At 70.1% G+C, this 26,329-nt stretch carries 24 protein-coding genes; 13 read left to right on the plus strand and 11 right to left on the minus strand.

From position 1 onward, the window contains the following. The first annotated feature begins 45 nt into the window (after nt 1-45). The 3 genes from ABZS54_RS20245 to ABZS54_RS20255 all read left to right on the plus strand — a co-directional run bounded on the left by ABZS54_RS20245 (nt 46) and on the right by ABZS54_RS20255 (nt 3,868). Nucleotides 46-1,275, plus strand: a complete 1,230-nt coding sequence (locus ABZS54_RS20245; RefSeq protein WP_355537518.1) for a lactate racemase domain-containing protein — start codon at nt 46-48, stop codon at nt 1,273-1,275. Continuing rightward, the gene (gene larC / locus ABZS54_RS20250) at nt 1,272-2,495 is read left to right on the plus strand and encodes a nickel pincer cofactor biosynthesis protein LarC (RefSeq protein ID WP_355537521.1); all 1,224 of its coding nucleotides are present in this window, start codon (nt 1,272-1,274) and stop codon (nt 2,493-2,495) included. The genes ABZS54_RS20245 and larC overlap by 4 nt, the downstream gene beginning before the upstream one ends. A 323-nt stretch (nt 2,496-2,818) precedes the next feature. Further along, the gene (locus ABZS54_RS20255; protein WP_355537524.1) at nt 2,819-3,868 is read left to right on the plus strand and encodes a LacI family DNA-binding transcriptional regulator; all 1,050 of its coding nucleotides are present in this window, start codon (nt 2,819-2,821) and stop codon (nt 3,866-3,868) included. A gap of 156 nt (nt 3,869-4,024) precedes the next feature. Here ABZS54_RS20255 and ABZS54_RS20260 read toward each other — a convergent pair whose 3' ends face one another. From ABZS54_RS20260 to ABZS54_RS20295, 8 genes are all read right to left on the minus strand, one after another. Then, entirely contained in the window at nt 4,025-4,672 is a 648-nt protein-coding gene (locus ABZS54_RS20260; protein WP_355537527.1) for an SGNH/GDSL hydrolase family protein, read from the minus strand. Nucleotides 4,673-4,747: 75 nt separating this feature from the next. Beyond that, nucleotides 4,748-5,599: a TIM barrel protein gene (locus tag ABZS54_RS20265; RefSeq protein ID WP_355537530.1), complete on the minus strand. Its 852-nt coding sequence runs from the start codon at nt 5,597-5,599 to the stop codon at nt 4,748-4,750. Between the two features lie 161 nt (nt 5,600-5,760). Further along, a complete protein-coding gene (locus ABZS54_RS20270) occupies nt 5,761-7,188 on the minus strand; it encodes a polysaccharide lyase 6 family protein (protein ID WP_355537532.1) in 1,428 nt (475 codons plus the stop codon). 32 nt (nt 7,189-7,220) lie between these two features. Further along, nucleotides 7,221-8,654, minus strand: a complete 1,434-nt coding sequence (locus tag ABZS54_RS20275; RefSeq protein ID WP_355537534.1) for a polysaccharide lyase 6 family protein — start codon at nt 8,652-8,654, stop codon at nt 7,221-7,223. Nucleotides 8,655-8,705: 51 nt separating this feature from the next. Next, on the minus strand, nt 8,706-10,082 hold the full coding sequence (locus tag ABZS54_RS20280) for an alpha-L-fucosidase (RefSeq protein WP_355537536.1): 1,377 nt from the start codon (nt 10,080-10,082) through the stop codon (nt 8,706-8,708). A gap of 118 nt (nt 10,083-10,200) precedes the next feature. Continuing rightward, nucleotides 10,201-11,067, minus strand: a complete 867-nt coding sequence (locus ABZS54_RS20285; protein ID WP_355537538.1) for a carbohydrate ABC transporter permease — start codon at nt 11,065-11,067, stop codon at nt 10,201-10,203. Further along, nucleotides 11,064-12,035, minus strand: coding sequence for a sugar ABC transporter permease (locus ABZS54_RS20290; RefSeq protein WP_355537540.1), 972 nt, complete (start codon nt 12,033-12,035; stop codon nt 11,064-11,066). The genes ABZS54_RS20285 and ABZS54_RS20290 overlap by 4 nt, the downstream gene beginning before the upstream one ends. Next, a complete protein-coding gene (locus ABZS54_RS20295) occupies nt 12,032-13,360 on the minus strand; it encodes a sugar ABC transporter substrate-binding protein (RefSeq protein WP_355537542.1) in 1,329 nt (442 codons plus the stop codon). The genes ABZS54_RS20290 and ABZS54_RS20295 overlap by 4 nt, the downstream gene beginning before the upstream one ends. A 484-nt stretch (nt 13,361-13,844) precedes the next feature. Here ABZS54_RS20295 and ABZS54_RS20300 point away from each other — a divergent pair, with 484 nt between their 5' ends. Further along, on the plus strand, nt 13,845-14,855 hold the full coding sequence (locus ABZS54_RS20300; RefSeq protein ID WP_355537544.1) for a hydroxyacid dehydrogenase: 1,011 nt from the start codon (nt 13,845-13,847) through the stop codon (nt 14,853-14,855). A gap of 958 nt (nt 14,856-15,813) precedes the next feature. Beyond that, nucleotides 15,814-16,227, plus strand: coding sequence for a hypothetical protein (locus ABZS54_RS20305; RefSeq protein ID WP_355537546.1), 414 nt, complete (start codon nt 15,814-15,816; stop codon nt 16,225-16,227). On the opposite strand, the gene ABZS54_RS20310 is transcribed toward ABZS54_RS20305, so the two are convergent. Both ABZS54_RS20310 and ABZS54_RS20315 read right to left on the minus strand, forming a co-directional pair. Continuing rightward, nucleotides 16,197-16,739 (minus strand): hypothetical protein, encoded by a 543-nt coding sequence (locus ABZS54_RS20310; protein WP_355537548.1) that lies wholly within the window; start codon nt 16,737-16,739, stop codon nt 16,197-16,199. The genes ABZS54_RS20305 and ABZS54_RS20310 overlap by 31 nt on opposite strands. 143 nt (nt 16,740-16,882) lie before the next feature. Further along, nucleotides 16,883-17,560 (minus strand): DUF4190 domain-containing protein, encoded by a 678-nt coding sequence (locus ABZS54_RS20315; protein ID WP_355537551.1) that lies wholly within the window; start codon nt 17,558-17,560, stop codon nt 16,883-16,885. A gap of 364 nt (nt 17,561-17,924) precedes the next feature. Between ABZS54_RS20315 and ABZS54_RS20320 the strand changes: the two genes are divergently transcribed. The 8 genes from ABZS54_RS20320 (at nt 17,925) to ABZS54_RS20355 (ending at nt 25,091) form a co-directional block, all read left to right on the plus strand. After that, nucleotides 17,925-18,287, plus strand: coding sequence for a metalloregulator ArsR/SmtB family transcription factor (locus tag ABZS54_RS20320; RefSeq protein ID WP_355537554.1), 363 nt, complete (start codon nt 17,925-17,927; stop codon nt 18,285-18,287). A 228-nt stretch (nt 18,288-18,515) separates the two neighbouring features. Beyond that, nucleotides 18,516-20,159 (plus strand): SulP family inorganic anion transporter, encoded by a 1,644-nt coding sequence (locus tag ABZS54_RS20325; RefSeq protein WP_355537557.1) that lies wholly within the window; start codon nt 18,516-18,518, stop codon nt 20,157-20,159. Continuing rightward, complete coding sequence (locus ABZS54_RS20330) at nt 20,153-21,397, plus strand: malic enzyme-like protein (RefSeq protein ID WP_355537560.1); 1,245 nt, start codon at nt 20,153-20,155, stop codon at nt 21,395-21,397. Before ABZS54_RS20325 ends, ABZS54_RS20330 begins: the two co-directional genes overlap by 7 nt. 234 nt (nt 21,398-21,631) lie before the next feature. Then, nucleotides 21,632-21,958 (plus strand): winged helix-turn-helix domain-containing protein, encoded by a 327-nt coding sequence (locus tag ABZS54_RS20335; protein ID WP_355537563.1) that lies wholly within the window; start codon nt 21,632-21,634, stop codon nt 21,956-21,958. A gap of 55 nt (nt 21,959-22,013) precedes the next feature. Continuing rightward, nucleotides 22,014-22,208: a hypothetical protein gene (locus ABZS54_RS20340; protein ID WP_355537565.1), complete on the plus strand. Its 195-nt coding sequence runs from the start codon at nt 22,014-22,016 to the stop codon at nt 22,206-22,208. Nucleotides 22,209-22,775: 567 nt separating this feature from the next. After that, nucleotides 22,776-23,129, plus strand: a complete 354-nt coding sequence (locus ABZS54_RS20345; protein WP_355537583.1) for a zinc ribbon domain-containing protein YjdM — start codon at nt 22,776-22,778, stop codon at nt 23,127-23,129. Nucleotides 23,130-23,505: 376 nt separating this feature from the next. Next, entirely contained in the window at nt 23,506-24,093 is a 588-nt protein-coding gene (locus ABZS54_RS20350; protein WP_355537568.1) for an XRE family transcriptional regulator, read from the plus strand. A 125-nt stretch (nt 24,094-24,218) separates the two neighbouring features. Further along, the gene (locus ABZS54_RS20355; RefSeq protein WP_355537571.1) at nt 24,219-25,091 is read left to right on the plus strand and encodes a methyltransferase; all 873 of its coding nucleotides are present in this window, start codon (nt 24,219-24,221) and stop codon (nt 25,089-25,091) included. Nucleotides 25,092-25,440: 349 nt separating this feature from the next. Here ABZS54_RS20355 and ABZS54_RS20360 read toward each other — a convergent pair whose 3' ends face one another. Further along, on the minus strand, nt 25,441-25,641 hold the full coding sequence (locus ABZS54_RS20360; RefSeq protein ID WP_355537574.1) for a hypothetical protein: 201 nt from the start codon (nt 25,639-25,641) through the stop codon (nt 25,441-25,443). Nucleotides 25,642-26,329 lie beyond the last annotated feature (688 nt).

Genomic DNA, 26,329 nt, shown 5'->3' on the forward strand with positions numbered 1-26,329 from the left:
CCTGGGCACTTGCACCGCGTCGGACGCCATGGTCCTCTGGCCGCCATGACAGCACAGATCGGTGGGCCGGGCGCCGTCCTCCCCGAGGCCCAGGTGCGAGCCTTCGTCACCGAACAACTGGCCGACGAGGATCTCGACGGCCGGAGCGTATGCCTGGTGGTACCCGACGGCACCCGCAGTTGCCCGCTTCCGATGCTGCTCGCCGCGGTGCACGAGGCGCTGTACGGCCGGGTCTCCCGGTTGACGGTGCTTGTCGCGTTGGGTACGCACGCGCCGATGGGCGAGGCCGAATTGGCCACCCATGTCCCGCCGCTGCCGGGCATGACCGTCCTCAACCACGAGTGGTGGAAGCCGTCGACGTTCGCCTCGGTCGGCACGATCGGCGCCGAGCGCGTGGCCGAGTTGTCCGGCGGGCTGCTGCGCCAGGAGGTCGACGTGCGCCTCAACAGGGCCGTCGTGGACCACGACGTGGCCTTGGTCGTCGGCCCGGTCTTCCCGCACGAAGTGGTCGGCTTCTCGGGCGGTGACAAGTACTTCTTCCCCGGCGTCGCGGGCGCCGACATCATCGACCTGTCGCACTGGCTCGGGGCCCTGATCACCAGCGCGGAGATCATCGGAACGCGCGGCATCACCCCGGTCCGCGCGCTGATCCACGAGGCGGCCGCGCTGATCCCGAGCCGCAGGCGCGCGCTGTGCGTCGTGGTCGAATCCGGCACCGGGGCGCTGCACTCGATGGCGTACGGGACCCCGGAGGCGGCCTGGTCGGCGGCGGCCGATGTGTCCGCGCAGGTCCACATCCGCTACCTCGACGCCCCCGTGCGGCGTGTGCTGTCCGTGATCCCGGAGAAGTACGAGGACATGTGGACCGCGGCGAAAGGCTTTTACAAGCTCGAACCGGTCGTCGCGGACGGCGGCGAGGTCGTCCTGTACGCGCCGCACGTGCGGACGATCTCCGCGATGCACCCGGAGATCGAGGAGATCGGCTACCACTGCCGCGACTACTTCACCAAGCAGTGGGACCGCTTCAAGCACCTGCACTGGGGCGTCTTGGCGCACTCCACACACCTGCGCGGCGCGGGTACGTACGACGAAGAGCGCGGCGAGCGCTGCCGGTTGACCGTCACCCTCGCGACCGGCATTCCCGAAGACGTCGTCCGCGGGGCGAACCTCGGCCATCTGGACCCCTCCGCGGTGGACCTCGCGGCGTTCGCCGCCGACCCGGACACACTCGTCGTGCCGCAAGCCGGCGAGGTCCTGCATCGGTTGCGCCCATGAGGGCCGCGTGGGTCGATGCGTCCGCCGGCATCGCCGGGGACATGCTGCTCGCCGCCCTCGTCGACGGCGGGGCCGCGTTGAGCACCGTGCGTGCCGCGGTGGAGGCCGTGGTCCCCGGCGAGGTACGCCTCGTGCAGACGCAGGTCATCCGCGCCGGTATGCGAGCGACTCGGATCGACGTGACGCCGAGCAACGACGACCACGCACACCGAACGTGGCGTGATATACGCCGTCTCATCGAGCAGGCGCCCCTGGCCGATCCGGTCCGCGCGTCGGCACTCGCCGCCTTCGCCCGCCTCGCCGTCGCCGAGGCACGCGTACACGGCACCGGAACGGAAGAGGTGCACTTCCACGAGGTGGGTGCCTGGGACTCCATCGCCGACGTCGTCGGCGTCTGTGCCGCGCTTCACGACCTCGCCGTGACCGATCTGACGGCAGGTCCCGCGGCGTTGGGCGTCGGCCGCGTCACCACCGCCCACGGCGAGATTCCCGTCCCCGTCCCCGCGGTGGCCGAACTCGCCACCGAGTGGCAGGTGTTCGCGGGCGGCGAGGGCGAACTCGCCACCCCCACCGGCATGGCGCTGCTCACCACCCTGGCCCGCGAGTGCTCCCCCCTGCCACACCTGCGTCTGGAGCGAACCGGCATCGGGGCCGGCAGCCGCGACACCCCCGGACGCCCCAACGTCACCCGCGTCTTCCTCGGCACCCCGGCCCCCACCACGCCCCTCGATGCCTCCGAAGCCGTCGTCCTGGAAGCCAATATCGACGACTTGGACCCGCGCGCATGGCCCAGCGTCCTCACGTCCCTCATGGAGGCCGGCGCCTCGGACGCCTGGCTGACCCCCATCCTCATGAAGAAGGGCCGCCCGGCGCACACGCTCTCCGTCCTGTGCCCACCGCAAGGCGCCCAACCCCTCCGTGACGCCGTCTTCCGCCTCACCACCACCCTGGGCGTACGCGAAGGGCCGGTCCGCAAAACCGAACTTCAACGAGGCTGGACCCACGTGGACGTCCTCGGCAGCCGCCTCCCCGTCAAGGTAGGCCACCGTTTCGGCAGAATCCTCCAAGCAACCCCCGAGTTCGCCCCCGCCGCCGCCCTCGCCGCCCGTCTCGGCCTTCCCGTCCACAGCGTCCTTGCCGCCGCCGCCGCCGCCGCCCACCAAGCAGGCCTGACCTCCGGCGCCCCCACCCCGCAAACGCTCACCCCCGAACCCGCCTGAAGCCGCGGCGCCGCCGCGGGCGCCTGTCTCGCCCGTCAGCGGGGAGACCGCTGTTCGGGCAGCCGGGTGGCCGGCGGCGTAGCCATTTGACGACGGCTGCGCCGCGGGCACAGGCGTTGACCATGGCGAGCAGGGAAACCGGGCCGGCGAAGGCGGCGGCGCCGCCGACGGAGGTGGGGACGACCGCGCGGTGGGTGACGGCGTCGAAACGGAGTACAGTGCGCTCCCTCCCACCATCCCATGGGCAGCCATAGCGTCGCCCGATGCCCGGTGTCGCCGCCCCAGACCTGCGGCTTTCCCCCCGCGAACGGAAGTGAGATCGGGTGAGCGAGCGTGACGGCGCACCGACCGCCGCAACCGGCGGGAGCAAGGCACCGACGATCTACGACGTCGCCCGGGCCGCAGGGGTGGCCGCGTCCACCGTGTCCCGGGCGTTCGCCAGGCCGGGCCGGGTCAACGCGGCGACCGCGGAACGCATCCGGCGGCTGGCCGCGGAACTCGGCTACCGCGTCAATCCGTTGGCGTCGGGATTGCCCACCGGCCGCACCTCGATGCTCGCGTTGGTGGTTTCCGACGTGACCAACCCGTTCTACGCCGAGATCATCCGGGGAGCCGAGTCCGCCGCCGCCGAGGCCGGATTCGTCCTCCTGCTGATCGACGCCCAGGAGTCCGACCGGGTGGAACGCGCCAGTCTGGAAAGGGCGTTGCCCGCCGTCGAGGGGCTCGTACTGGCGGGTACCCGACTGTCGGACTCGGCCATCCGCATGACTGCCAAGCAGCGGCCGGTGGTCGTCCTCAACCGGGACGTCGCCGACGTCCCCAGCATCACCCTCGACAACCCGCACGGCATGCTCGTGACCGCGGAACATCTGGCACGGTTGGGTCATCGCACGGTGACCTACGTGGCCGGTCCGGAGGCCTCATGGGCGGACGGGATGCGGTTGCGGAGCCTGCGCGAGGCGGCGGCCGGGCTGGACATGCGGGTGCAACGCGTGGGCCCGTTCGCGCCGACGGTCGCAGGCGGTCGCGAAGTTGCCGACGCGCTCCCCGAGGACCTGCCGACCGCCGTCGTGGCCTACAACGACCAACTGGCGATCGGAACCATGCTCGCTCTCCAGGCGCGAGGCGTCCGAGTTCCCGAGGACGTCAGCGTGGTCGGCTTCGACGACATATTCCCGACGCGCATCGTCAGGCCCGGGCTGACCACCGTCGCCGCCCCGCTGCGCGCCCAGGGACAGGCTGCCGTCGACGCGCTGCTGTCCTCGCGCGGCAACCCGGCACCGCGCACCGGCAGGCCCATGACCTTGCCGGTAAAGCTGGTCGTCCGTGACTCGACGGCACAGGCTCGGCGCACCCGGCGTCCGAGTTCGTAAAGCGGTACGGGGTCGCGGATCGCGGACTTCGTCGGCCACCGCTTCATCCGCGGCCAGGCCTGAAGGAGAGCCGGGCGGTGACTGCACCGGATCCAGGGTCTGCACGGACGCGAGCGCGCGCGTCCGACGCTCCGGTGGTGGTGACTCGCGGCGCTGCTACCGCCGTGCGACCGGGGCCGTGGGAGCGACCTCGGCGAGCCAGGTGTCGGCGATCAGCCGATGCCCCAGAGGGCTCGGGTGGACGCCGTCCGGGGCCAGTTCCTTCGGCTCCCGGTCCTGTGCCGCGCGGGGCAACACGAGGTCTGCGCGAACCACTTGGGCTCCGTTGTGCACAGCTGCCCGCAGGACGGCGTCGGTACGCGGCGACAGGTCCTCGAACCAGCGTTCCTGGTCCGGCCCGACCGGAAGCAGGAACGGGGTGATGACGACCAGCTGTGCGGACAGCTTCCGCGTGGTGGCCGCGAGCAGGCGGTCGAGGCACGCCTCGAACTCGTCGACCGGACTGAGCAGGTTTCGGTCGTAGCGTCGCCAGGTGTCGTTGATGCCGATCTTGACCGTGACGACAGTGGGCCGGTGGTCCATGACGTCGGTGCTCCAGCGGGATTCGAGGTCGTACACGCGGTGACCGTTGATCCCCCTGTTGATGATGTGGGGGCCGGGGCCGTCGTGCGCACGCTCGCGCAGAGTGCGCGCGATCTCGCGAACGTATCCCTCGCCGAGCGATGCGGGATCCGCACGATCGCGACCCGCGTCGGTGATGGAGTCGCCGATGAACAAGAGCGTGTCGTCGTCCGTGAAATGCATGCCTGCCGTCCTGGCGTCTTGGTGGGTGGGCGGGCGACGGGACATCTCACTCGTGACCCGCCGGATCACCGTCGACTACGTCGAAATCGAGGAGGTTTGTCCTGCGGCGCGCCTCAGGGTCTCGGCCTCGCGCGCGAGCACCGCAGTGTCGTCGCCGGGGACGAACTCCAGGAGCGCCTCGACGCCCCGGCCCGCCAACAGGCCGAGGGCCGCGGTCCACAGGTCCCCGCGGTCCGCCAGCGGCAGCCGGTTGTTGCCCGGCCACCACGAGAAGACATGCACGGCGGTGACCCGGTCGCCGAGTTCGACGAGCCCTGCCAGCGCCTGCTCGTCGGGGGTGTCCTGCGGCGGCTGCCAGTACGTGCGGACGTTGTCCGCGCCCACCTCGTCCAGCAGCCGGACGGTCGAGGCGACGGTGTCGGTGAGCGTTTGGCCGTGGAACTCCGGCGCGAGCTCCAGGCCGTGGTCCGCGGCGATCCGGGCCGCCTCCCGCAGGCAGCGCACGGTTTCGTGCCGCTCGTCCGGCAGGGCGGACCGCGATCCGGTTCCGCCCGCCCAGACCCGTACCCGGGGTGCCCCGAGCAGAACGGCGGCCCGGGCGACCGCGGGGAACGCGGCCAACTCGGCGGGCGTGGCGCGAAAGTACGAACCGTACGAACAACAGACCAGCCCGTAGCGGTCGGAGATCTCACGGACCGCTCGGACCGTGCCGGGCTCCCCCGCGGGCGCGTGCACGTCCGCTCCCCACTCGATGACCTCCAGGCCCGCGTCGGCCGCGCGTCGCGCAACCTCGGCGGCGGGCAGCCGGCGGAAGGTGACCGAGCACAGGCCCGGACGGGTCCGCCCGCCCCCCGCTGTGTCCGTCGGCCCGGCCGGCGGGCGGAGCGGGGGGCGCTCCGCCGCGCTCCGGGTGCTCTCCTCGGTCATGGCCCTGCCTTCCTGCGGTCGGCGTGCGGATGATCTGCGATCGCCCTGTGGGGGTCTGACCCGGTCCGCCCGCACGGGGTCGGGCGGACCGGGTCGGAGGGACTGGCGGGGTCGGGCGGACGGACCGGTCAGGCGTGTGGTGCCCCGTCACCGCTGGTCGTTCAGGGGGCGTTCGGGCCCACGTCCGCGGCGGTGAGGGGGTGCCGGAGTGCGGGCGTTGTCGCGTACTCGTCGGCACCGATGTCCCGTACGCTGCCGCGCTGGTCCCCGTCGATGTCGTCGGCCAGGACTATGCCACCCAGCGTGGCCGCGCCGATCGCCGGGCTGCCTGCCGTCAGCCGCAGAACACCGTCCGCGCCCTGACTGAGCCGGGGGTCGGCCCGGATGAAGGCTCCGGCGGGGATGTTGCCGTTTGCGGCCGCCCCCCACAGCAGGTTGCTCTGCCAGGTGAAGCCGGAGGTGGCTCCCATGGCGACGAGGCTGCCGGCGTCGCCGACCAGCAGGTTGTCGGCGATGGTCACGTCCTGCGGCTCGAACGCCCGCGTCTCGCCCGACAGCATGCCGGTGTTGTTGATCAGGGAGTTGTGCGCGATCACCGCGCGGTCGCAGGCGTCGTTGCCCCGCCGCTGGCTCTCCGTCTCACTCGGGGTGTGGTCACGGGTGCTGCCGCTGCCGACCACCAGGGCCCGGCCGGACAGCCCGCTGAGGTAGTTGTTGACGATCACATGGTCGTTGCCGTAGATCCGCACCCCGTCGATGCCGCCGATCAGGTAGTTGCCCTCCACCGTCGAACCGTTGCCGTGCCGCAGCACGATGCCGCCGCGGCTGTTGCGGATGGTGTTGTACCGGATGGTGTTGCCCGAGGACTTCACCGAGATGGCCTCGGGGTCGCCGTCGCAGCGCTCGAACAGGTTGTACTCCACGTATCCGTTGGCGTCGGACAGGGCCCGGCCGCTGACGCCGAAACGGATGGGCTCGCCGCCGTTGTCCCCGGTGAAGCTGTGGTCGGAGAAGTGGTTGCGGAAGATCTGCACGTTCTGGGCCATGTCGGTCTTGCCGGGACCGTCGACGACTATGAAGATGCCCGTGGTGGTCTTGTTGTGGAAATGGTTCCGGTCGATCTTCGTGTCGTTCGCCCGTACGACGACCCAGTACGGATCGCCGCTGTCCGCGAACTGGAAGTCGTTGCGAGTCAGCCGGATCGCCGAGCAGGTCGTCGGGATCTCGAGCGTGGTGCTCTGCCGGAAGGCGAAGCCGCTGATGACGATGTTGCTCGAATTGCCGAGCACGAAGCCGCGTGCGCCCTGCAGCACCACACCGCCGCGCGTCTTGGACACGATGGTGATGGGTGCGGCGCTCGTGCCGTTCTTTCCGGAGATGTTGATCGAGCCGCCCGAGGGGACCGTGTAGGTTCCGTCGGCGACGACGATCCGGTCACCGGGTGCGGCGCCGTTGATCGCGCTCTGGAGCGCCGCGAGGGAGGAGACCGGGATATCGGCCGCCGATGCGCTGCCCGACAGCGAGGTGGTGAGGGGTACCGCGGCAAGTGCGGCCACGGCCGAGCTCTTGAGGAACGTGCGTCGTTGCATGGTGCCTCCTGGATCGAAGTGGGCGGGTGCGCTCAGTCGGCCCGGGGACCGACGTCGGCCGGGGTCAGGGGTCCGCGCCTCGGCGCCCGGCGGGAGTATTCGTGCGCGCCCACGTCCGGCGTCCTGGTGCGGGGCTGTCCGTCGATGTCGTGCGTGATGCGCGGCCGGCGCAGAGTGCCGGCGTCGATCGCGGGGCTTCCGGCGGCCGGGCGGGAGATGCCGTACGCGTCCTTCACCAGCTTCGGGTCGACCCGGGTACCGCCGCCGGCGGGGATGTTGCCGTCCGCGGCGGCGCCCCACAGGAGATTGCCCGTCCAGGTGAAGCGCACGGTGTTGGCCATGGCGACCAGTTGGCCCGTGTCCGCGACGAGCAGGTTGTCGGCGACGGTGACGTCGCGCGGCTCGTGCGGGCGCTGGCTCTCGCCGGAGATCGTGCCGCCGTTGTTCACCAGGGTGTTGTGGGCGATCAGGATGCGGTCGGGGGCGTCGTTGCCGCGGCGCGCCTCGGGCGTCTCGCCGGGCAGGTGATCGCGCTCCGATCCGCTGCCGATCACCAGGGCGCGCCCGGCCAGGCCGGAGAGGTGGTTGTTGACGATCACATGGTCGTTGCCATAGATCCGCACGCCTTCGGTGCCGTCGATGAAGTGGTTGGCCTCCACCCGGTTGCGGTTGCCGTGCCGCAGTACGATCCCGCCGAAACTGTTGCGGATGGTGTTGTACCGGATGGTGTTGTCCGAACTCTTCACCGAGATCGCCTCGGGGTCCCCGTTGGCCCGCTCGAACAGGTTGTACTCCACGATCGCGTGGGCGCTGGACAGGGCGCGGGGGCTGACGCCGAGCCGGATCGGTTCGCCGCCGTTGGAGCCGGTGAAGGTGTGGTCGGAGAAGTAGTTGCGGTACACGTGGACGCGCTGGGCCATCTCCTCGGTGTTCGCGCCCTCGATGCCGAGATAGATGCCGAGGGTGCTCTTGCCGTGGAAGTGGTTGTGGTCGACCGTGCTGTCGTCCGCGCGCACCATCACCCAGTGCACGCCCTCGATGTCGGCCAGTTGGAAGTCGTTGCGGGTGAGCCTGATGTGCGAGCAGTCCGGGGGGATGTCCAGGGTGTTCCGCTGCCGGAAGGAGAAGCCGCTGAGGGTGATGTGGCCGGCCGCTTCGAGGACGAAGCTGTGCTCGCCCTCCAGGATGACGCCGCCCTGCGTCCGGGCGGCGATGGTGATGGGCGCGCGCCCGGTGCCCTGCTTGTTCCGAATGGTCAGCGGGCGGTCCGACGGGACGGTGTAGGTCCCGTCGGCCACGACGATCCGGTCGCCGGGTCGTGCCCGGTCGATCGCGGCCTGGAGCTCGTCCAACGTGCGGACGACCTTCGGGGCCGCGCTCGCGCTCGCGGTCAGCGCTCCGCCGACGGGGGCGACGGCAAGCGCCACCCCTGCCGCGGTACCCATGAGGAACGTGCGGCGTTGCATGGTGCCTCCGTGAGGATGTGGTGGAGGTACGGACCGTGTTCCGGCTTCCGATCAGCCGGCGGTCGGGGTGTCGCGGGTGGTGTCCCCGGCGTCCCGGGTCGCCTGGGCGTCCAGGAACAGTTCGATGACGGGTACGGGGGTGTCGGGGCGCCTGACCGGGAGTTGGAGCGTGAGCGTTCCGGCAGGCTGGCCGCCCATCTCGGTGTTGACCGCGGGCCGGTCCGGGTCGATGTGGACCGGGATGATCTCGGACGCGTCGTTGAGCAGCTGGGCGTAGCGCACCCGGCCGGCCAGGCCCGGCAGGTGCAGGTGACGCATCGGCCAGGCGAACAGGTGGACGTAGAGCCGGTCGCCGCGCCGGGTGTACCGGCATTCGGCGGGGGCGGTGTATGAGGAGGGGCCGCAGCCGCGAATCGACCGCTCGTGCAGCTGCATCCACCGGCCGATCTCGTCGAGGAGGGCGGTGTCGCGCGGGTCGAGCGCACCACGACCGTCGGGCCCCACGTTGAGCAGCAGGTTGCCGCCCTTGGACACCCCGTCGACGAGCATGCGGATCAGCAGATCGGGGCTCTTGTGGTCCTGGTTGTCCCGGTCGTAGCCCCAACTGCCGTTGAGCGTCTGGCAGGCTTCCCACGGCACGGGTCGCCCGTTCTCGGTCATGGGACCGGACGGCTGGTACTGCTCGGGTGTGACGAAGTCCCCGGGAAGGCCGGTCCGGTCGTTGACGAGGACGTGCGGTTGCAGTTCGCGAATCGTCCGCAGGAGCTGCGGGGAGTCCCAGTCGTCGGGCCCCTTGCCGCCCCACCAGGAGCGCTCGGCATACGAGAAGTCGAAGAACAGGTAGTCGATCCGTCCGAACGAGGTCAGCAGTTCGCGGACCTGGCCGTGCAGATAGCGCTGGTAGTCGCGAATGTCCCGATCGGCGTTGGCGGCCTTGAATGCCTCGTCGTCGCGCTGCGGATGCACGCCGTCCACGGGGAAGGACGGATGGTGCCAGTCGATCAGCGAATAGTAGAGGCCGACCTTGAGCCCCTCGGCGCGGCACGCCTCGACGAACGGCCCCACGAGGTCACGGCCGTACGGGGTGTTGGTGACCTTGTACTCGGTGAGGGCGCTGTCCCACAGGCAGAAGCCGTCGTGGTGCTTGGTGGTGAGGACGACGTACCGCATGCCCGCCGCCTTGGCCGCCCTGGCCCACTGGGCGGGGTCGTAGCGGTCGGGGTCGAAGTGGTCGAAGTACACCTGGTATTGCTCGTCGGTCAGTTGCTCACGGTTCTTGACCCACTCGTGCCGTGCGGCGAGGGAGTACAGACCCCAGTGCACGAACATGCCGAACCGGGCACTGGTGAACCAGTTCGTCTCCGGGCCTCCCTCGGGATCCGGGGTCGCGGACGGATACGCCTGCGGGGTGTCAGCGCTCGCGGTCATGGGGAATCGCTCTTTCTCGTCGGCGCCCGGTGGCTTTCGGTGCGCGCCAGGGCTGGTCGTACGGGACGGGGGCGGGGACGGGGCCGACGGGCCGCGAGTCGGCGGGGCGGTCTGCGGGTCAGCCCTTGAGTGCCCCGGAGGACAGACCGCTGACGAAGGACCGCTGGAAGAACAGGAAGACGATCACAGAGGGCAGCAGGGCCAGCAGAGAGGCGGCCATCACCACTCCGGGGGTCACGGCCGGATCGATCCGCAGGGTCCGCAACGCCAGCGGCAGCGTGTACGAGGAGGAGTCGGTGGCGACGAGCAGGGGCAGCAGGTACTGGTCCCAGATCATGGTGAAGCCGAAGACCCCGATGACGCCGAGGGCGGGCTTGCACATCGGCAGAATGATCTGGGCGAAGATCCGCAGGTCTCCGGCGCCGTCGATGCGCGCGGCCTCTTCGAGTTCACGCGGCACGTCCTTCATGAACTCGGTCATCACCAGAATGGAGAATCCCCAGGCGCCCAGCGGCACGATCATGCCGGCGAGGGTGCCGATGAGGTTGAAGTGCACGACCGGCAGGTCGGCAAGGACAACGGACAGCGGGAGGGCCAGGATCTCCTCGGGCAGCATCAGCGTCGCCAGGATGGCGACGAGCGCCAGCGTCATTCCGGGGAAGACCTTCCTGGCCAGCGCGTATCCGGCCAGGACCGAGACGGCCACCTGGAGCAGCAGCCCGAAGCCGACGACGAAGAACGAGTTCAGCAGGTACTTGAGCACCCCCTGGTCGACGGCGATCCTGAAGTTGTCCAACGTGAAGCCCGAGGGCACGATGCTCAGTTGCGTCGGGTCCTTGATATGGCCGAAGGCACCGACGAGCAGGGCCAGCAGCGGACCCGCGAACATGGTCAGGACCAGGAGGTAGACGACGGCCTTCAGAATCCGTCCGCCGATGCTCCGGCTCTCGGTCAGGCCCAGCGCGGTCTCGTTCTGCGCACTCACTTGCTCTCCCTCCGCCGCAGCAGTTGGACGATGACGGTCAGGATCAGCGTCGCGACGAACAGCAGGACCGCTCCCGCCGCGCCGACACCGAGCCGGTTCTGCTCGAGCCCGAGCTTGTAGATGAGGGTCGTGACGACCTCGGTGGAGCCGTTGGGGCCCCCGTTGGTGAGCAGGAACACCTCGGTGAACACCCGCAGTCCGCGAATCGCGGCGAGGACGAACAGGATCGAGAAGACCGAACGCAGTCCGGGCATCGTCACGTACCACACCCGCTGCCGCCGGGAGGCACCGTCGACCCTCGCCGCCTCGTACAGACCGCGGTCCACACTCGTCAAACCGGCGAGGAAGATCATCATGTCGTAGGGGGCTCCCCGCCAGATGCCGGTGAGCATGATGGATGCCATCGAGGTGTCGGGGTCGTTGATGAACCCCGACGGGCCCAGTCCCGCCAGGCCGAGAACGGAGTTGAGCATGCCGTCCCCGGTCGGGTGATACATGATCCGCCACAGTTCGGCGACGACCGCCATCGGCACCACCACCGGAAGGAACGCCGCGGAGCGCACGAATCCCAGTCGACGGCTCTGCCCCTCCATCAGCAGGGCCAGGGCGAGGCCGAGTGACATCGAGCCGACGGTCTGTCCGACGCCGAGGACGACCGTGTGCCACACGGCCTCGCGGAACCCGTGGGACTCCAGCACCGTGGTGTAGTTCTCGGTGCCCACCCACCTGTTTCCCAGGTAGGGCTGAACCTCCTGGAAAGACATGGTCAGTGCGTTGGCCATGGGGATGAACTTGAAGTACAGGAAGAGGATCAGCGCCGGGGCGAGGAACAGCCAGGGCGTCCACCACCGGCCCGATCTGCGGCCGCGCGCCCGGCGGCCGATGGTCACACCGCCCCGGCGGCCCGCTTCTCGCGGGGCGGAGCCGGCCGCCAGCTTGGCGGCCGGCTCCGCCTGGTCGAGGCTCATGACGCGGCGATCCCCTGCTCCTTGAGGATGTCGGCGAGCTGCTTGTCGAGCTCACGCAACTTGGCGTTGGTGTCGAGGCCGCAGTCCGCCATCAGCGCGTTCACCGCGTCCGCCGTCACCTGCCGCACCGGCGTCCAGTTCGGGATGGAGGGCGCGTACCGCCCGGAGTCCTGGTACGCCTGGGCGTAGGTCTTCCAGCGCGGGTCGGGGCGGATCTGGGAGATGTCCACGGTGGTGTTGACGGGAATTTGTACGGTGTAGCCGGCGGTGCCCTCCATCCCCTTCTTCTGGCCTTCGACGGAAACCGCGAAGCCGGCGAAGGCGTCCTGGCCGGCCCGGTTGTCGGAGCCGGCCATCAGGTAGACGGAGCTGCCCTCGGCGAGGACGGTGGCGTCCTTCGGCCCCTTGGGCATCGGCACGACCTCGTACTTGTCCGCGCCGAGCGACTTGTCGAAGCGGGGCAGCAGGTACGGGCCGACGACGTACATGCCGGCTTTGCCCGCCTCGAACGTCTCATTCGTCGGCGGGGTGTCCATGGTCACGGCGCCGGGCTGGATGGCCTTGGCCTTGCACCCCAGGTCGCGGAACCACTGCATGGCCTGCACCGACGCCGGGGTGGTCATCGCCGGCTTGTACTTGCCCTTCCCGGTCTCGGTGATGAAGTCGCCGCCCGCGGCCCAGAGGAAGTTGGAGAAGTACCAGGAGGCGTAGCCGCGCTTGGTGGACAGAGGAGCGGCGAGCCCGGCGGTGTTGTTCTTGCCGTCACCGTCGGGGTCCTGGGTGGTGAAGGCCGCGGCCATCGCGGCGAAGTCGTCCCAGGTCCGCGGGACGTCGAGCTTCAGCTTCTCGCGCCAGTCCTTGCGGATCAGCAGCGCGGACGCCTGCGCGGAAATCGGGAGTCCGTACTGCTTGCCGTCCAGACTCTTCCCGGACTGCAGTCCCTGTCCGATGATCTGCTTGCTGTCCTTGATCTTGCCCAGGTCGATCTCCCGGAGCAGACCCTGGCTGTGCATGGTTCCGATCTGCGTCGCGTCGTTCATGACGATGTCGGGAAGCTTCTTCTGGGCGGCGCGCTGCTGCAGTTTGGTCTCGAAGTCGTCGAAGATGGCCGTGACCTCGACCTTGTAGCCCGTGGCCTTCTCGAAGGCGGCGGCGAGTTCCAGCGCGCCCTTCTCCCCCGGTCCGCCCGGCGTCGTCCTGGTCCAGAGCTCGAGAGGCGCCTTGGAGTTCTGCTTGGCATCCACTCCCGCCGGCCCGGATGTACAGCTGGTGAGGATCAGTGCCGAGGCGAGGGCCCCCGCACCGATCCATCGCGATCTCTGCATGACAACTCCTGTTTTCGCCGCACCACACGGGCCTGGAAAGCGCTTGCTGGGACGGTAACCGGGTCCGATTCGAACGGTCAATAGTCCGATGAATACAAAAGGTTTTGGAGTCGACGAGAGTGCTCATCCGGCGCACTTCCGCACCCCTCCCACGCGATCCGACAGACGGGAAAGACGACCCGACACCTGTAAATAGGCTCTTATCCGTACAATTTGGGCATCGGCGGGAACGGTCATTCGCTCCGAGGCGCGTCTCACTCTCCACAAACAGCCACCCGAACAAAGAAGATCGGGCATCCAAGGGCGCGGCGATGACATTTCAATGATCCGATGTATGGTTCCCTGCGAGCTACGGGGCCGGACAACGCACAGGCCACACCGATCAGCGACGTTCAGTCAGACGCTTGCCACCACATCCGAGCAGGGACCGCCGACCGTCCGGCTGCCGGTCCACCGCCGAACAGGCCGAGGAGACCAACCCGACATGAACGAACCGGCCACCGCACCGACAGCCCTGTTGGTCATGGAGGAAGAACGCCGGGCCGACGTCTACCCGCCCACAGTGCTGGCCGAGATCGGCCGGCTCGTGCACTGGCAGGGGCCGGCCCTCACCCGGCAGGAGCTCGACGCGGACCCCGATGTGCTGCGGACCGTCGACCTTCTGCTCACGGGCTGGGGTGCACCCGTCCTCGATGGCGCCCTCCTGTCACGTGCCCCTCGGCTTCGGGCCGTTCTCGTCGCGGCGGGATCCGTCCGGCACCTGACCACACCCGCCTTCTGGGAGCGCGACATCCCGATCGTCTCCGCCGCCGCGGCCAATGCCGTTCCGGTGGCGGAGTTCACCCTCGCCCATGTCCTCCTCGGACTGAAACAGGCCCACCGCATCGAGCGGGAGGTGGCGCAGAGCCGCCGCTTCCCCACCGATCCCGACGTCCCGGGCGCCTACCGGTCACGGGTGGGCCTGTTGGGACTCGGGCACATTGGCCGGCTCGTCGCCGCCCACCTCGCCCGCTTCGACGTCGAGGTCCTCGCCACGGATCCCGTCGCCTCCCCGGCCACCGCCCAGCGCGCGGGAGTCCGGCTGATCTCCATCGAGGAACTCTTCGCCACCTGTCACGTCGTCAGCCTCCACATACCGCTTCTGCCCGAGACCCGAGGCTCGATCGGGGCACGACTGCTGAACTCCATGGGGCCGGGCACGACACTGATCAACACCGCGCGGGGCGCACTGATCGACGAGATCGCCGCCGCGCAGGTCCTGCACGCCAGGCCCGACCTCACCGCCGTACTCGACGTAACGCACCCCGAGCCCCCGGCCCATGACTCGCCACTGTTCACCCTTCCCAACGTCGTCCTGACACCGCACCTGGCCGGCGCCCTGGGCGCCGAACGCCACCGCCTCGGACAGCTCGTGCTCGACGAACTCCGCCGCCTCACACAGAACCGGCCGCTCCAGCACGCCATCGACCCCGCCCGCGCCGCCACGCTGGCCTGACACCGCCAGGCACTGCCGACAAGGCTCCCTTCCTCGGGAACCTCCGATCGGCGACGTCACGCAAGGTCATGCTGTACCGCATGCCAGGGTCCGGGCAACCCTGCTCGGCGCCCGCTTCCACCAGCTCACAACCACGAGCGTCACGTAAACGAAACGTGAGTGAGACGCTGGCGCGGGCTGCGAGACTTCGGGGCTGCGGCAAGCACCTCTCGGCCCCGAATCCGCTCTGCGGACTCGTCGGACGGACCGGGCCGCCGCAGTGAGCAAAGGAGTCGACCATGAGCCCGAGCGGAATCAAGAGCGACTTCGGTGCGCCCGAACGCACTTCCCTGGCCATCTACGCACCGGATGGGCATACGGATCCGAACTCACCGAGTTCTGTCCGAAGGTGTAACGGTGGTGAGGTGTAACGGATGTGCGGGCCACCGGAGCAGCTCCCGGCAGACGTGGGTTGCGTGGGCTCCGGAGGCAAACCGGCTCGAACTCCGCTGGGTGCTCGCTTGCTGGCATCGCTGAGATCACCCGCGGTAGCGTGGGTCCGGCTCACGCCCGAGGCAACCCGGCCGACCCCTGGCATCCATCCGGCACAGGCGCGGCTGCCGAGAGTTCGTGCGCGGTCGTGCGCCCGTCGGGAGGCGGGCCCACCGATCCCGCCGGCGCGTCAGTGGTCCGCCTGTGAAATGGTGTCGACCGCCGGTCGGGATCGATCGTCCCCGTTATCCGGCCCGGTTCCGTGAGGATCCCCGTGACCACCGGGTTCGGAAAGAAACGGCATCCTCGTATGGTCCAACTCCGAGTGATCACCGTAGCGTTGCCAGTCCTACGATCGGGGATCGGCGCGCCTCGGACCGGGACGCCGTCGACGTGGAACCGGAGAAAGGGATGTGTGATGCATCGGCACGGAGGATCCCGTCGTTCCCGAGGCCGTGCGCCCGGCGACGAAGCCGCGGTTGAACAGATGCTGGACGACGCGTACGACGCGTTGGAGGCCTGGGGGAAGGACCACGCGGACATCTACGCGGGCGTGTGGCACAACGTGCCGACCGAGGAGAACCCGGCCGTGGTCGCGACGGTCGTCCTGGGCCTGACGGACCGTCACACCGCCACGGAGCCGGAGGTCGCCGCGCTCGTCGGGGACCCGAACCGCCTTCGGATCGTCTCGTGTCGATTCACCCTTGCCCGGTTGAACGCCATCGAACGGGCCGTCCGGGAGGCATATGCCACATACGGTGCGTACGTCGACGTCATGGAAAACCGCGTCGAGGTGATCCTGGGCCCCGAGCACCGCGCTCTCGGCGACGAGATCGCCGGCGGATTCGAGGCGAACGCAGTCGTGCCCGGTTACGGCGGGCCCGGATGGTTCGCAAGCTGACAGGACGGCATCCGCCGAGCTCCCGTCCGAGCATTCGAGGGCGCGCCCGCGACAGGAGCCGATCGGCCGGCCATCGTGTGCGGTGACCCGGTGAGCTCTCGGTCGTTCTCCCGCCCCGCAGGGTTGCCCATGCCGTCCGTCACGCCGATGACGATCGCCTCGGTCGTGTGGGAGGCGCGCCACTTGAGCCGGCCGGACGCCGTACGGCCGGCCTTGTAGGGGCTGTCGGGTGGCTTCGAGACGACCCCTTCGATGCCTCCTCCGAACGCGCCGACCCAGGCGAGTGCCTCGGTCGCGTCGGTGGTCATGGGCACTGGCTGAATCAGCGTGGACCCGGGCTCGTTCGCCGGCAGTTCGAGCAACCGCGGCCGTTCGCAGCCGTCCAGCAGCAGCAGGCACCGGCGGCGGCGCACCCGGTGTGCCGCCGCCTCCACCTCGCGCATCCACACCGGACGGCGTTCGCTCTGGGTGAGCGCGGGGGCGTTGACCGTCGTCGGCGAGGAGTCGATCACCCGGCGGCCCACACCCTGTCCCCCTGGGCACAGCGACACAAGGATCCTGCCGGCAACCGCCCTCGCGTGACGAGATTGATTTCACCCCGTGACCAAGACCCCTGACGAAGGTGAACGAACGAATCGCCTTCCGGAAGCCGCGTCTATCCGAGTTCGTCGGGGCGAGACAAGCGCACTCCGGTATCGGCCACGTAGCAGGCCACTTCCCGCCGGTCGGAGTCCCACCGGGCCCGGTCCGGAAGCAGGTAGCGAACGCCCGCCTCGTTGACCGGCGTTCCGGACGAGGGCAAAAAGCCCGCGAGCAGCCTCGCGCAGCGAGGGCCGGCCACGGGGTCCAGGCCCGGGGTGCCGGGATAGGGGGCCTGGGAGTCGATGGTGAAGACGGCGTAGATCTCGCCGATGTGCACGCGGGTGCAGGGCACGACGCCGACGGCATCGAAGCCGGCCGGGCGGACCGCGCCATCGGTCACGAAGCAGTCGCCTTTGCGGAGCGAGGCGCCGAACTCCGCGGGCGGCCGGGGCGGGTCGTCGTCCCGGGCGAGGCCGAAGGTGAGAAGGACGAAGAACGCGATCAGCCACGCCCCGTTGATCACGATCGCGACCGCGGCGGTCCACCTGCCGCGTTCGCCGCTGTGGCGGATGCGTTGCAGTCCGACGATCCCCAGGACCATGCCCACCGGGACGACCGGGCAGAAGAAGGCGGCCACCGGGGCGAGGGCGGCCAGGAGGTCGTAGGGCGGTTTCACCGCCCCGGGCCCGGCATCGGGTAAGGAGGAGGGCGGTATCGGCGGTGTGGCCTCGTGCTGCGGGGGCTGGGTCACGTCGGTTCCTCCGAAGGTCGGGCACATGAAAACGCGTACTGTATCGGCCCGCGCACCGAGAGGTGTTCGCGGCCGACGTCCCCGAGCATTGCGGTGACCGTCACCCCCCGGGCCCATCCGACACCACCGAACAGTCACTTGCTAAAGTAGTCAATTGTTCAATCCGCGCGGAAGCAAACGCCGGGAGACCGGCCCGCCTCGGTTGGGCGGCGGCACGAGGCGCGAAGATCGTTCCCATGACCGAGTACAGACGCGAGGACCCTCCGTGGTTGCCACAGACTCATCCGAGCGGCCCGGCCGCCACGCGGCGACCGTCGTGGTCGCATGCCCCTCGCACCGTGACTCCCGGGAAGGACGTGGAGCGGTGAGCACCCCCCTGTACGAACTGAAGGCCGAGTTCTTCAAGACGCTCGGCCACCCGGCCCGCATCCGCGTGCTGGAACTGCTCAGCGAACGCGAGTACGCCGTCTCCGAGATGCTCCCCGAGGTCGGCATCGAAGCCTCGCGGCTGTCGCAGCAACTGGCCGTGCTGCGCCGCGCCAACCTGGTGGCAGTCAGCCGCCGGGAGGGATCGACCGTCTACTACACGCTCACCAGCCCCCGGGTGGCCGAACTGCTCGCGGTCGCGCGCGGCATCCTGACCGGCCTGCTCGCCGGACAGATGGAACTCCTCGAAGACCTGCGCGCGACCGCGCCCCAGGTTTCCCCGCGCACTCCCCAGGGCTGAGCCGGACCGACTCCGGAGCCGCCCCACCCCGCACGACGGCCCGGGAACGATCGCCCGACCACGGGCGTGCGGGGCATCGGCACGGCGTACCTTCCAGGAGCGAGGATCCGCACCATGAAAGACCGGCGGCAAGCGCCCCCTATCGCGCGGGACACACCGGCTCCCCCCATCGGGGGACGGGCCGGCCGATGGCTCGCTCTGCTGCCCGGGCGCGGTGACCTGCGCACGATGCGCCGCTCCCCCGGCCGTGACCTGGTCGCGGGCCTGACCGTCGCGGTGGTCGCGCTGCCGCTGGCGCTGGCGTTCGGCGTCGCGTCGGGGCTGGGCGCGCAGGCGGGGCTGGTCACCGCGATCGTCGCCGGGGCGCTGGCCGCGGTCTTCGGCGGATCCAACCTCCAGGTGTCGGGCCCCACCGGTGCGATGACCGTCGTCCTGGTCCCGGTGGTCGCCGCCCACGGTACGGACGGCGTCCTGATGGTCGGCCTCCTTGCCGGGCTGATCCTCGTCCTGATGGCCGTGCTGCGGCTCGGCCGGCTCGCGGCGTTCCTGCCCGCCCCCGTCATTGAGGGATTCACCGCCGGCATCGCCGTGGTCATAGCCCTTCAACAGGTCCCCGCCGCGCTGGGCATCGCCCACGCCGAGGGCGACAAGGTCTGGCAGAGCGCCGCCGACGCCTTCATCCGCCGGCTCGACCACCCCACCGCCGCCGCGCCGGTCACGGCCCTCATGGTCGCCGCCGTCATGCTCGTGGGGGCTCGTTGGCGCCCGGCGGTCCCCTTCTCCCTGGTCGCCGTTGCCGCCGCCACGGCCCTGGCGTGGTCCACGGACCTGCCACTGACCCCCATCGGGGCGCTGCCCGCAGGGCTTCCCGCTCCCTCGCTCGGGTTCGTGGACACCTCTCTGCTGGTCACCCTGCTGCCCTCCGCCTTGGCGGTCGCGGCGCTGGCCGCGCTGGAGAGCCTGCTCTCGGCGACCGTGGCCGACGGAATGACGGTGGGGCAACGGCACGACCCCGACCGGGAGTTGTTCGGCCAAGGCGTGGCCAACCTCGCCGTACCGCTGTTCGGCGGTGTCCCCGCCACCGCGGCCATCGCCCGCACCGCCGTCAACGTCCGCGCCGGCGCCACCTCACGCCTGGCCGCACTGACCCACGCCGTCGCGTTGGCCGTGATCGTGTTCACCGCGGCCCCCCTGGTGGCCCACATCCCTTTGGCCGCCCTCGCCGGAGTCCTCCTGGCCACGTGCGTGCGCATGGTCGAGGTCGCGGCCCTGCGCGCCATCGCCAGGTCCACCCGCGCGGATGCCCTCGTGCTGGCCCTGACCTTCATCGTCACCGTCGCCCTCGACCTGGTCACCGCCGTCGCCGTCGGCATCGGCCTCGCCGTGATCCTGGCCCTGCTCTCCGTCGCGCGCACCGCGCGGCTCGAACAGGTCCCCCTGGATACGAGCGACCACACCGACGAGGAACGCGCCCTCCTCGAAGCGCACATCGTGGCCTACCGCCTCGACGGGCCCCTGTTCTTCGCCGCCGCCCACCGCTTCCTCCTGGAACTGACCGAGGTCACCGACGTCAAGATCGTCATCCTGCGGATGTCCCGCGTCACCACCATGGACGCCACCGGCGCAGGCGTCCTGGGTGACGCCATCGACAAACTCGAACACCGCGGCATCACCGTCCTGCTCTCCGGGATCAAACCCGCCCACGACGACATCCTCGCCACCCTGAAGGTGGCCGAACACCTGCGTCGCGACCACCGCATCCTCCCCGACACCCCGGCCGCCATCGAGCACGCGCGGACCCTCCTGGGACAACCCGACAATCGGCCAACCCGGTTGGACGTCGGCCCCGTCACCCAGACGCTGCCGTGTTGAGCCGCGACCCCTCGGGCCGCAAGCACCCGAGCGCCAACCCCGCCTTCAGCGTCCGCATCCACATCCCGCCGAACGCCGCCGACATCGTCGAGAGCGTCCTCGCCGACGCCCCCGGCACCGTGTCGCGGCGGATGGACGAGCCGGACGCCATGGGCGCCTGCCGCATCACCCTGGACGCCGACGGCCCCCGCACCCTCGCCTGGCTCACCGACGCCCTGGCCCACCGCCTGGGCGCGAACCTCCTCCACAGCCAGGACCCCGTCTTCAGCACCGCGGCCACCGGCAAGCTCACCCTGCGCGTGTGCGCGGCCACCACCACCGGCCACGACGTCGCCCTCCTGGACGCGGACGCCGACCGCCGCGTCGTCTCCCACCTGGCCACACACCCCGAACACACCGACCGCTACACCGGACGCGGCCACCGCGTCGCCCTCATCAGCGACGCCAGCGCCGTCCTCGGCTTCGAGGCCCTGCCCGCCGACGCCGTCCTACCCGCCCTGGAATCCCAAGCCGTCCACCTGCGCCGCGCCACCGGACTCGACGTCTTCCCCCTGCCCGTGGCCGCCTCCCGCGTCGAGGACATCGCGCAGGCCGTGCGCCTGCTCGCCCCCGGCTTCACCGCCGCCGTCCTCATGCACACCCGCCTGGACCGCGTCACCACCACCCGCTCCGTCCTCGGCCCCGTCCCCCCGCTCTTCCTGCTCGACGCGGTCAACGACGGCCTCGCCATCGCCACCGCCGCCGCGACCGTCAACGCCCTGGTCAACCGGGGCGTGAACCCGCTGAGCGCGCGAGTGGTCGTGGTCGACCCGGCCGCCGGCGGTGACCTGACGGGACTCCTGGTCGCCTCCGGCGTCGGCGACCTGACCCTGTTCGACCCCTTCGCGCACCGCGCCGACGCGCTGCGCGACGTGGCCGAGGGCACCGACGTGATCGTCGACCTCACCGCGTTCGCGACCCCGCCCCCGGGCATCCCCGTCCTGCGCGCCCGCCCCGACACGCCCCCCGCCTTCGCCGCCACCACCACCGGACCCCGCCCCCTGCACGCCCTTCCCGGACTCCTCACCGCCGTCACCACCACCCGACGCCCCGTGACCATGCACGCCCGCGTCGCCGCCGTCCACGCCCTGATCGAGAACACCCCCCGCGACGCGCTCCTGCCCCCGACGGACCAGCCGGGGCTCACTGCCGCCGTCGCCGCGGCAGCCACGCGCGCCCTCGACACCGACCCCACTTGACTTGACGATCTGACGAGTTGCCAAAAATTGCAATTCGTTGAATGATGGCAATGGCATGCACTGGGATGGCCGCCCGACGGGCCATGAGGGCCGTTCGGCTCCGGGGCACTGCCGTCGACCGTGTCAGTCGGGCGCACGGTCGGCGCCCACGCCCCTCCCGGGCGCGGACTCGGGCGTGGCGCCGCGGCGCGCGTCCGGACGGAAGCAACGGCCGCGCCGAAGGGAGCAGACCCGATGACGGCTTCGCCGTACCCGGCCCAGGCGCACTTCTTTCACGTCCTCGGCCATCCGGTGCGCGTTCGCCTCCTGGAATCCCTCGACGAGCGCCCCATGGCCGCACGCGAGCTGCTGACCGTCTTCGGCGTCCCGTCGACCTGTCCGTCCCGCCGGTTGGCGATCCTGCGCCGCCTGGGCGTCGTGCGCTCGGCGCTTCACGGATCGACGGCGGTGTACGCCCTGCGAGGGCGCGAACTCCCCGCGCTGATGCAGGCCGCCGACAGCATCCGGGCCACCCTCCCCGCAGGACCGTCGGAACGGCGCCGCCGGCGCCCGCCTTCGTGATGACGAACGCCGACTCCAGCCCGAACGACCCCGCCCCGGACGAAGGAGAACGCAGATGCGTTTCGAGATCACCCGCCCGCACGCCGACGGCACGAGCAGCGTCCACACCGTCGAGGACGCCGCCGCCGTCGGAGTCCTGGTGCGCGAAGCCGCCGCCGCCGGCCAGACCCTGCACATCCGCCCCCGACGTCGCCAGTCCGAACAGGCACAGACCGCTACCCGCACGCGACCGGTCACCAAGACGCGCTGAAGCCGGATTTCGGCACCGACGCCTTGGCCCGGCGGACCCGGTCGACACGACGGCCACCCGCGTTCCCCACCCGACATCGCGCCGCCGCCGGTGGCGCGATGGATTCCCAGCGACCGGATCGGAGACTCGCCATGCACCCCGACGACACGAACGCGGAACGCCCCACCCCGCCACGCCCCGTCGGGAGACGGCAAACCCAGAAGGAAATGGAACGGGGCATCATCGTCTGGCTCCTCGTGTTCACCTTCGGGACGCACCTCATCGGCGGCGGAATCTGGCTGTACATCCACTTCAGTGGTCGCGGCTGACGGCGACCCTCGCCTCAACGCCGGCCCGACACGACACGACACGACACGACACTTGGCACGATATCGACCTGTTCGAGGTCAGCGAGGCGTTCGCCTCCGTCGTACTGTCCTGGATCCGCACCCAGGGAGCCGACCCCGAACTCGTCAACGGCGGCGCCAACGCCTCCGGCACCATCATCGAACGCATCTGAGGCACGCCGGGCCGGCGGCACGAAGACGCACAGGAACGACCAAAGGCGAGGAAAGACCAATGAGCGATGTGACCGAGATGCCACCGCCCTGCCCCGAGTGCTCCGGCGCACACACCTACGAGATGGGCGCACTCCTGATCTGCCCCGAATGCGGCCACGAGTGGTCACCCGCGTCCGTCGAACCCGCAGTCGACACACGGGACGGTGCCGTCAGGGACGCCGTCGGCAACACGCTCACCGACGGCGACACGGTAACGGTGATCAAGACCCTGAAGGTCAAGGGCAGTCCGAGCGGAATCAAGGCCGGCACCAAGGTGCGCAACATCCGCCTCGTCGACGGTGTGGACGGGCACGACATCGATTGCAGAATCGACGGATTCGGCCCCATGCAGCTCAAGTCCAGTGTGGTCAAGAAGGCTTGACCCGACACTTGGGGCCTGTCGTGGGCCGGAACCGGCGCACCTGCTCCCGGCCCTGCCGAAGGATCTCGTGCGGCGGGTGCCGGCCGGCGCGATGAAGCCGTGCATGGCCGCGGCCATGGCGCGTTGCCGGGAAGCCGCTGTCGATCACGACGACCGAGCGGCGGGAGCGGGCCGCATCAACGCACCGTTCAGCCCCGCGGCGCCTCCGCCGATCACCACTACGTCGACGGTCCCACCGGGCAGTGCGTCGCTCGCGTACGGAGAAGTGGTCAAAGCCGTGTCCTCCTGCTCTTTCGTCGTGCGTGGTCCCCGACGCTGCGGATCCTCTGCACACGACGCCAAGCCCGTATTGCATTCAAGGCATACAGTGATGCCCATGGCGCAAGAAAGTGGAGAGCTGGACAGCCTCGTACGCAAACGCATCCGCGCGCTGCGGGTGGCGCAGGGCTTGTCACTGGAAGAACTGGCCACCCGCGCGCACCTCAGCCAGTCCTCACTGAGCCGGATCGAGAACGGACAGCGCCGCCTCGCATTCGACCAGCTGGTCACCCTCGCCCGCGCCCTGGACACCACGCTGGACCAGCTCGTGGAAACCGCCACCGACGACGTCATCACCAGCCCGACGATCGACAGCACCCACGGCCGGATGCGCTGGACCCTGAAAGCCGACCCCGGCATGAGCGTGGTGCGCCAGCGCCTGACCGATCCCCCGCCCGACAACCCGGCCCGCATGCGCGCCCACCCGGGGCGCGAGTGGCTCGTCGTGCTGTCCGGCACCGCCATCCTCGTGCTCGGCCGGCGCCGCTTCCGCGTCGAGACCAACCAGGCCGCCGAGTTCCCCACGATGATGCCGCACGCGATCGGTGCCGAGGGCGGCCCCTGCGAGATCCTGGGCCTCTTCGACCACGACGCCCGCCGCGGGCACCAGCGCAACGACGGCGACGCTCAAGGCCCTGCCGAATGACGCGAGCCGCACGACCGGCTCCGCAGCAGTGACCTCTTGCGCGCCAGGCAGCGCCCACGACCATCGTCTTGCGCAAACAGCAAGGTGTCACGCTTCTGGCGCATAGTGGTCCTAGTGTGAAGAGCATGCACCAAGCACACACCCACACCCACCACCACGGCGCTTCGCACGGCCACCACCACGAGCAGGACACCAGCGGCCAGGCGGAGATCCTCGACTTGGACGCCGAGGTCCTCGCCGAACACACAGCCTCCATCACTGCATCGCTGCCACTGCGGACCAGCCCCCACCACATCGTGGACCTGGGCTGCGGCACGGGCGCGGGTACCTTCGCCCTCCTCGACCGCTTCCCCGACACGCACGTGACCGCCGTCGACACGTCCGCCGAACACCTTCGGCGCCTGCGCACCAAGGCATGCGCCCTTGGCATCGAGGAACGCGTGCGCACCGTGCAGGCCGACCTGGACGACGACGCCTGGCCCGACCTCGGCTCACCCGACCTCATCTGGGCATCGGCCTCGATGCACCACATGGCCCACCCCGAGCGCGCACTGCTCGCCGTCCACGACACACTCGCCCCCGGCGGCCTGTTCGCCGTCGTCGAACTGGCCGGCCACCCCCGCTTCCTGCCCGAGAACGCCCCCACGGGCCGGCCCGGCCTGAAAGAGCGCGCCCACGCCGCGGCCGACCGCCGCCAAGCCGACCACATGCCCCACCGCGGCGCCGACTGGGGCCCGATGCTGACCGCCGCCGGCTTCACCGTCGAAGACGAACGCACCATCGTCGTGAACATCGAGGGCGACCGCAGCGAAGCGATCGGCCGCTACGCCCTCGGCGTCCTGCAGCGCATCCGCAGCGTCATCGCCGACAGGCTCTCCCCCGAGGACCTCACCGCACTCGACCGGCTCCTCGACGCCGGCAGCCCGCACAGCATCCTGCGCCGCGACGACCTGACGGTACGCACGGAACGCACCGTCTGGGCCGCCCGCCGCGCCTGACCCCAAAATGCGGGATGCCACGTCAGGCGGGGTCACGAGGAACCAACCCGGCACATCCGCGTGACGCAGGGCATTCTCGCGAATAACCGGTTGTGAGGGTTCTGCGAATGCCCCGGAGCCGCTCACGAATCCGCAGGTCGCCATTCGCAGAACTCCTCTCGCAACCCGCGCGTTGCGCAAGACGGTTCCGACAGACCGCGCGCGTGGATCCGACGCGCAGTTCGCTGCCCCCGGGCCGCATGGAAGCGGGCGGTCGCCTGGGACCTTCCCGTCCAGGCAGTCGGGGTGCGAGCGCAGGACGGTGGCGTGGCCGCTCCCGGCGGCCGCGACCACGACGGTGCGGTGGGGGTCAGTCGTCTGCCTTGAGCCCGGAGGGCTCCTGGGTGGAGGTGTAGTCCGCGACCAGGTTCGCATTCGCTGCGTGGACGAGCAGGGTGCCGTCGGCGACGACGTTCGCGCACAGGTCGGGATCGTAGTGGTGGTCCGGCAGCAAGAGCGGACCCCCTGCGGGGGCCGCGAGGCGGCGGGTCAGGAGCAGGGGTATGGCCATGGGAAACCTTTGGGATACGTCGGATGGTCGGTGGTGGTGCGAACTGCGTGCGTTCGGGGAAACCGTGTCGGCTCCGGCATCGCAAGGGTGTGTGCGGTTCACGCAATCGGTGTGCGTGTTTCACACACGGCATCGGCCTCGTCGCGTCCTTCGGGGTGTGGAAGTCGCAGTGGGCGCAGGCCATCCTGTGCCGGCGCTGTGCGAAGAACGTGTAGGCGCCCACGGCGCAGGAGCCGGGGCCGAGGTCGCAGAGCTGCCAGGGCTCGTCGTTCGCGGCGGCGCCGGAGGCGACCGCGTCGCGGTCGTCGGGACTCGATCGTGCGCACGTCCCGCTCGAAGCAGCCCGCATCGAGCATGTCTCGGAGAGAGTGTTCGGCGTGACCTTCGCGAACCACCGGGTGGATTGCGGTGAGCGGTGTTCGAGCCGGACTTGCGGCTCGAACAGCGTCAGCGGTTCTTTGGCGTTGTAGAGCCGCCGGTGATGGTGAACCGGGCCCGGTGGAACCCGAGTCATATGAACCGATTCCAAACATCTCTTCTTAGGCGGGGGTGAGGGCGGGCAAGTTCGGGTCGGCGGTCTTGGTCGGGTGGGGTGGTTTGGGGAGGGCTATGGCTATGGTGAGGCCGCCGTGGTGGTTGGCCGTTGTGGTTATGTGGGCCGCGTGGGCGTGGGCTATGGCTTGGACTA

Source organism: Embleya sp. NPDC005575 (assembly GCF_040605455.1).
Lineage (GTDB): Bacteria > Actinomycetota > Actinomycetes > Streptomycetales > Streptomycetaceae > Embleya.